This window comes from Streptomyces sp. CC53 (assembly GCF_001865245.1).
Lineage (GTDB): Bacteria > Actinomycetota > Actinomycetes > Streptomycetales > Streptomycetaceae > Streptomyces.
In genome coordinates this window covers 1-4,290 of the sequence record NZ_MKXB01000116.1, presented here as the reverse complement: position 1 = coordinate 4,290, position 4,290 = coordinate 1, and the positions used below count along the sequence as shown (strand labels likewise).

Here is a 4,290-nt window from a genome sequence, read left to right as displayed (position 1 = left end):
GGAGGGTGCGGGCCGGGCGGCCCGCTGGGGGCGCGGGGGAGGCGTCCGGGGCCGCGCGGGACCCCGTCGGCGGGGCCGCCGGGGTGCACCGGCGGCAGGACGCGTCCTGGGCGGTCGAGGGTGGGGCTGCACGGGTCGTCTTCGGCTGCGGGGAACTGTCGCCGTCGCGGTGGAGGCGCCCCGCGCGGGCGGACCGGCGCGGGCAGAGTGCCGGGGGCCGCGGCCGGGCCCGGTCACCTGCGGGTGGGAACTCCGGTCAGGGCCGTCACCACGGGCTCCAGCGCCTGGTGGATCTCGTCGCCGATCGAGCGGAAGTATGTGATGGGCCCGCCGTACGGGTCGCTCACCTCGTCCGCCTCCGGGTTCGGCGCCAGCAGCCAGCCCCGCAGCGCCGCCGCCGCGTGCACCAGCGCGTGCGCGCGGGCGACCACGCCGTCCGCGTCCGGGTCCGGAAGCGTGCTGGCGTCTATGGCCTTCACGAGGCGGGTGAACTCCTTCAGTGTGAAGGTGCGCAGCCCCGCGCTGTGCCCCATGGAGATGACCTGGGCGCGGTGGTCGCGGGTGGCGGTGAGGACGAGGTCGGCGCGTATCACGTGCTCGTCCACCAGCTCGCGTCCGGCGAAGCCGCTCGCGTCGGCGCCGAAGTCCGCGAGGACGGCCTGAGCGTTGGCCTCCATCGGTGCGCCCTCGTGGCCCCACGTCCCGGCGCTCTCCACGATGAGCCCGCCGCCCGCGGGGTCGCCGAGGCGGCCGCGGAGGGCGTGGCGGGTCAACCGCTCGGTGATCGGCGAGCGGCACACGTTGCCGGTGCTGACGTGGAGGATCCGGAAGGTGCTTTGATCCCTGCCTATGCCACGCCCCTCAGGGGCGGTCACTGCGCGCGTCCTCGGCCGTACGCTCCTTTCACGGGGCCACCTCAAGGTCGGGGACGACCTTGCGCAGCTCCTCCGCCGACACCGCCCCGGCGCGCAGCAGGACCGGGACGTCCCGGGTGACGTCGACGATCGAGGACGGCACGATGCCCGGGGTCGGCCCGCCGTCCAGGTAGACGGAGACGGAGTCGCCGAGCATGCCCTGCGCGGCGTCGCAGTCCTCCGGCGCCGGGTGCCCCGTCAGGTTCGCGGACGACACCGCCATGGGGCCGACCTCGGTCAGCAGCTCGATCGTCACCGGGTGCAGCGGCATCCGCACGGCGACCGTGCCGCGGGTGTCGCCCAGGTCCCACTGGAGGGACGGCTGGTGCCTGGCGACCAGGGTCAGCGCACCCGGCCAGAAGGCGTCCACCAGTTCCCACGCCTGCTCGGAGAAGTCGGTGACGAGCCCGTGCAGGGTGTTCGGGGAACCGATGAGGACCGGCGTCGGCATGTTCCGGCCGCGGCCCTTCGCCTCCAGCAGGTCGGCGACCGCCTCCGCGCTGAACGCGTCCGCGCCGACGCCGTAGACGGTGTCCGTGGGCAGCACGACCAGCTCGCCGCGGCGGACGGCGGACGCGGCCTCACGCAGGCCCGTCGAGCGGTCGGTCGCGTCGTTGCAGTCGTATCGCCGTGCCATCAGCGGGCCTCCTCGTACACGTACACATGCATGGTGGTGGTCATGGCAGCGCCTTGCGCGCGGTGGCGAAGCGCGGCCGCCTGTTCAGGTCGGGATGGTCGGCGGCGTCGGCCCAGCCGGCCGCCTCGCTGAAGATCCACGGCACCTGGCCGCCCTGGGTGTCGGCGTGCTCGACGACGACGAGCCCGCCGGGACGGAGCAGCCGGTGCGCGGTGCGTTCGATGCCGCGGATCACGTCGAGGCCGTCCTCGCCGGAGAACAGCGCCATCTCGGGATCGTGGTCCCGGGCCTCGGGCGCCACGTACTCCCACTCGGTGAGCGGGATGTACGGCGGGTTGGAGATGACCAGGTCGACCTGGCCGTCGAGCTCGGGGAGCGCCGTCAGCGCGTCCCCGCGGTGGACGGTGACCCGCGACCCCTCCGCGTTCCTGCGGGTCCACACCAGGGCGTCCTCGGACAGCTCCACGGCGTGCACGCGGGAGCGCGGCACCTCCTGGGCCATGGCGAGGGCGATGGCGCCGGACCCGGAGCACAGGTCGACGATCAGCGGCTCGACGACGTCCAGGGCCCGCACGGCCTGTATCGCCCAGTCGACGACCGACTCGGTCTCCGGCCGGGGCACGAAGACGCCGGGGCCCACCTGGAGCTCCAGGTAGCGGAAGAAGGCCCGCCCGGTGATGTGCTGGAGCGGCTCGCGGGCCTCGCGGCGCGCGACGGCCTCCCAGTAGCGGGCGTCGAAGTCGGCGTCCTTGACGCTGTGCAGTTCCCCCCGCTTGACGCCGTGGACGAAGGCGGCGAGCTCCTCCGCGTCGAAGCGCGGTGACGGCACGCCGGCGTCGGCCAGCCGCTGGGTGGCCTGGGCCACCTCGGCAAGCAGCAGGTTCACGTCGCTGGTCCTCCGGGGCTGTGCGGTCGTACGGGCGGTGACGGCGCGGTGGCCGCCGTCAGGCCGCAGCGAGCTTCGCTGCGGCGTCGGCGTCGACGCACGCCTGGATCACCGCGTCGAGGTCCCCGTCGAGGACCTGGTCCAGGTTGTACGCCTTGAAGCCGACGCGGTGGTCGGAGATGCGGTTCTCGGGGAAGTTGTACGTCCGGATCTTCTCCGACCGGTCGACGGTGCGCACCTGGCTGCGGCGCGCGTCCGCCGCCTCCCGCTCGGCCTCCTCCTGCGCGATGGCCAGGAGCCGGGAGCGCAGGATGCGCAGGGCCTGCTCCTTGTTCTGGAGCTGGCTCTTCTCGTTCTGGCAGGACGCGACGACACCGGTCGGCAGGTGCGTGATCCGCACGGCGGAGTCGGTGGTGTTCACGGACTGGCCGCCCGGCCCGGAGGACCGGTAGACGTCGATCCGCAGGTCGTTCGGGTTGACCTCCACGTCGACCTCCTCCGCCTCGGGCGTCACCAGCACCCCGGCGGCGGAGGTGTGGATGCGGCCCTGCGACTCGGTCGCGGGCACCCGCTGCACTCGGTGCACGCCGCCCTCGTACTTGAGGCGGGCCCACACGCCCTGGCCGGGCTCCAGCTGGCCGCGGGCCTTCACGGCGACCTGGACGTCCTTGTAGCCGCCGAGCTCGGACTCGGTGGCGTCGATGATCTCGGTCTTCCAGCCGGCGCGCTCGGCGTACCGCAGGTACATGCGCAGCAGGTCGCCGGCGAAGAGGGCGGACTCGTCGCCGCCCGCGCCGGCCTTGATCTCCAGGATGACGTCCTTGTCGTCGCTGGGGTCTCGGGGCACGAGCAGCATGCGGAGCTTCTCGGTCAGCTCCTCGCGCTGCGCCTCCAGCTCCTTGACCTCGGCGACGAAGTCCGGGTCGTCGGCGGCGAACTCCCGGGCCGTCTCGATGTCGTCGCCGGTCTGCTTCCAGGAGCGGTACGCGGCGACGATCGGGGTGAGCTCGGCGTAGCGCTTGTTCAGCCTGCGCGCGTTGGCCTGGTCGGCGTGGACCGAAGGGTCGGCGAGCTTCTGCTCCAGGTCGGCGTGCTCGCCGACCAGTTCCTCGACCGCCTCGAACATCGGGGGCTCCTGGTGTTTCTCCGTACGAAAGGGCTGCGGGAGAGGGGGCGGCGCCCCGGCACTCGGCCCCGGGCCCACCGACCAAAAAGCCGGTCCCGGCCACCCCCACCGGGGCGACCGGAGACCGGCGCAGGGCTCGCTACTTCTTGGAGCCGGCAGCCTTGCCGAAGCGGGCCTCGAAGCGGGCCACACGGCCACCGGTGTCGAGGATCTTCTGCTTGCCCGTGTAGAACGGGTGGCACTCGGAGCAGACCTCGGCACGGATGGTGCCGGCCTCGATCGTGCTGCGGGTGGTGAACGACGCGCCGCAGGTGCAGCTGACCTGGGTCTCGACGTACTCGGGGTGGATGTCGCGCTTCAAGGTGTCTCCTAGGTGTCGGAGGGCACCGGGTCGCACACGCGGGCTGCGTGCACGTGAACCGGGGCCGACGTACCAGTCTGCCAGGACCGGCCGCATCTCCCAAAACCGGGGCCCCGCCGATTACATTCCCGCCCCGGCGGCTCCGTTTTCCGGGCCCGCTCGCGGGCCGCGGCCCGAGGCCGACGGCGCCGCACCTGAGGCTCGCCCTCCGCCGCCGACAGCCCCGGAGGCCGGCGTCCGGCGGGGGTGGCCCGGGCGGGGCCCGGCGCGAGGCGGCGGCTGCCGGACCTGGGCCGTCGTGGCGCGGACCGCCTCGTGGCGCAGGCCCCGCCGAGGCGGAAAGTCGCCGCCGAGCACCCGAGACCA

General features: G+C 73.6%; 5 protein-coding genes. All 5 read right to left on the bottom strand.

Going from position 1 to position 4,290, the window contains the following annotated elements; all coding sequences use genetic code 11:
* Positions 1–233: 233 nt before the first annotated feature.
* The 5 genes from BJP40_RS11390 to rpmE all read right to left on the bottom strand — a co-directional run bounded on the left by BJP40_RS11390 (position 234) and on the right by rpmE (position 3,924).
* On the bottom strand, positions 234–875 hold the full coding sequence (locus BJP40_RS11390; RefSeq protein ID WP_071267008.1) for a protein-tyrosine-phosphatase: 642 nt from the start codon (positions 873–875) through the stop codon (positions 234–236).
* Between the two features lie 28 nt (positions 876–903).
* Positions 904–1,551: an L-threonylcarbamoyladenylate synthase gene (locus tag BJP40_RS11385; protein ID WP_071267010.1), complete on the bottom strand. Its 648-nt coding sequence runs from the start codon at positions 1,549–1,551 to the stop codon at positions 904–906.
* A gap of 40 nt (positions 1,552–1,591) precedes the next feature.
* Positions 1,592–2,437, bottom strand: a complete 846-nt coding sequence (prmC, locus tag BJP40_RS11380) for a peptide chain release factor N(5)-glutamine methyltransferase (RefSeq protein WP_071267012.1) — start codon at positions 2,435–2,437, stop codon at positions 1,592–1,594.
* 58 nt (positions 2,438–2,495) lie between these two features.
* Positions 2,496–3,563, bottom strand: a complete 1,068-nt coding sequence (gene prfA, locus BJP40_RS11375; RefSeq protein WP_071267014.1) for a peptide chain release factor 1 — start codon at positions 3,561–3,563, stop codon at positions 2,496–2,498.
* A gap of 139 nt (positions 3,564–3,702) precedes the next feature.
* A complete protein-coding gene (gene rpmE / locus BJP40_RS11370; protein ID WP_031136586.1) occupies positions 3,703–3,924 on the bottom strand; it encodes a 50S ribosomal protein L31 in 222 nt (73 codons plus the stop codon).
* Between the last annotated feature and the right edge of the window lie 366 nt (positions 3,925–4,290).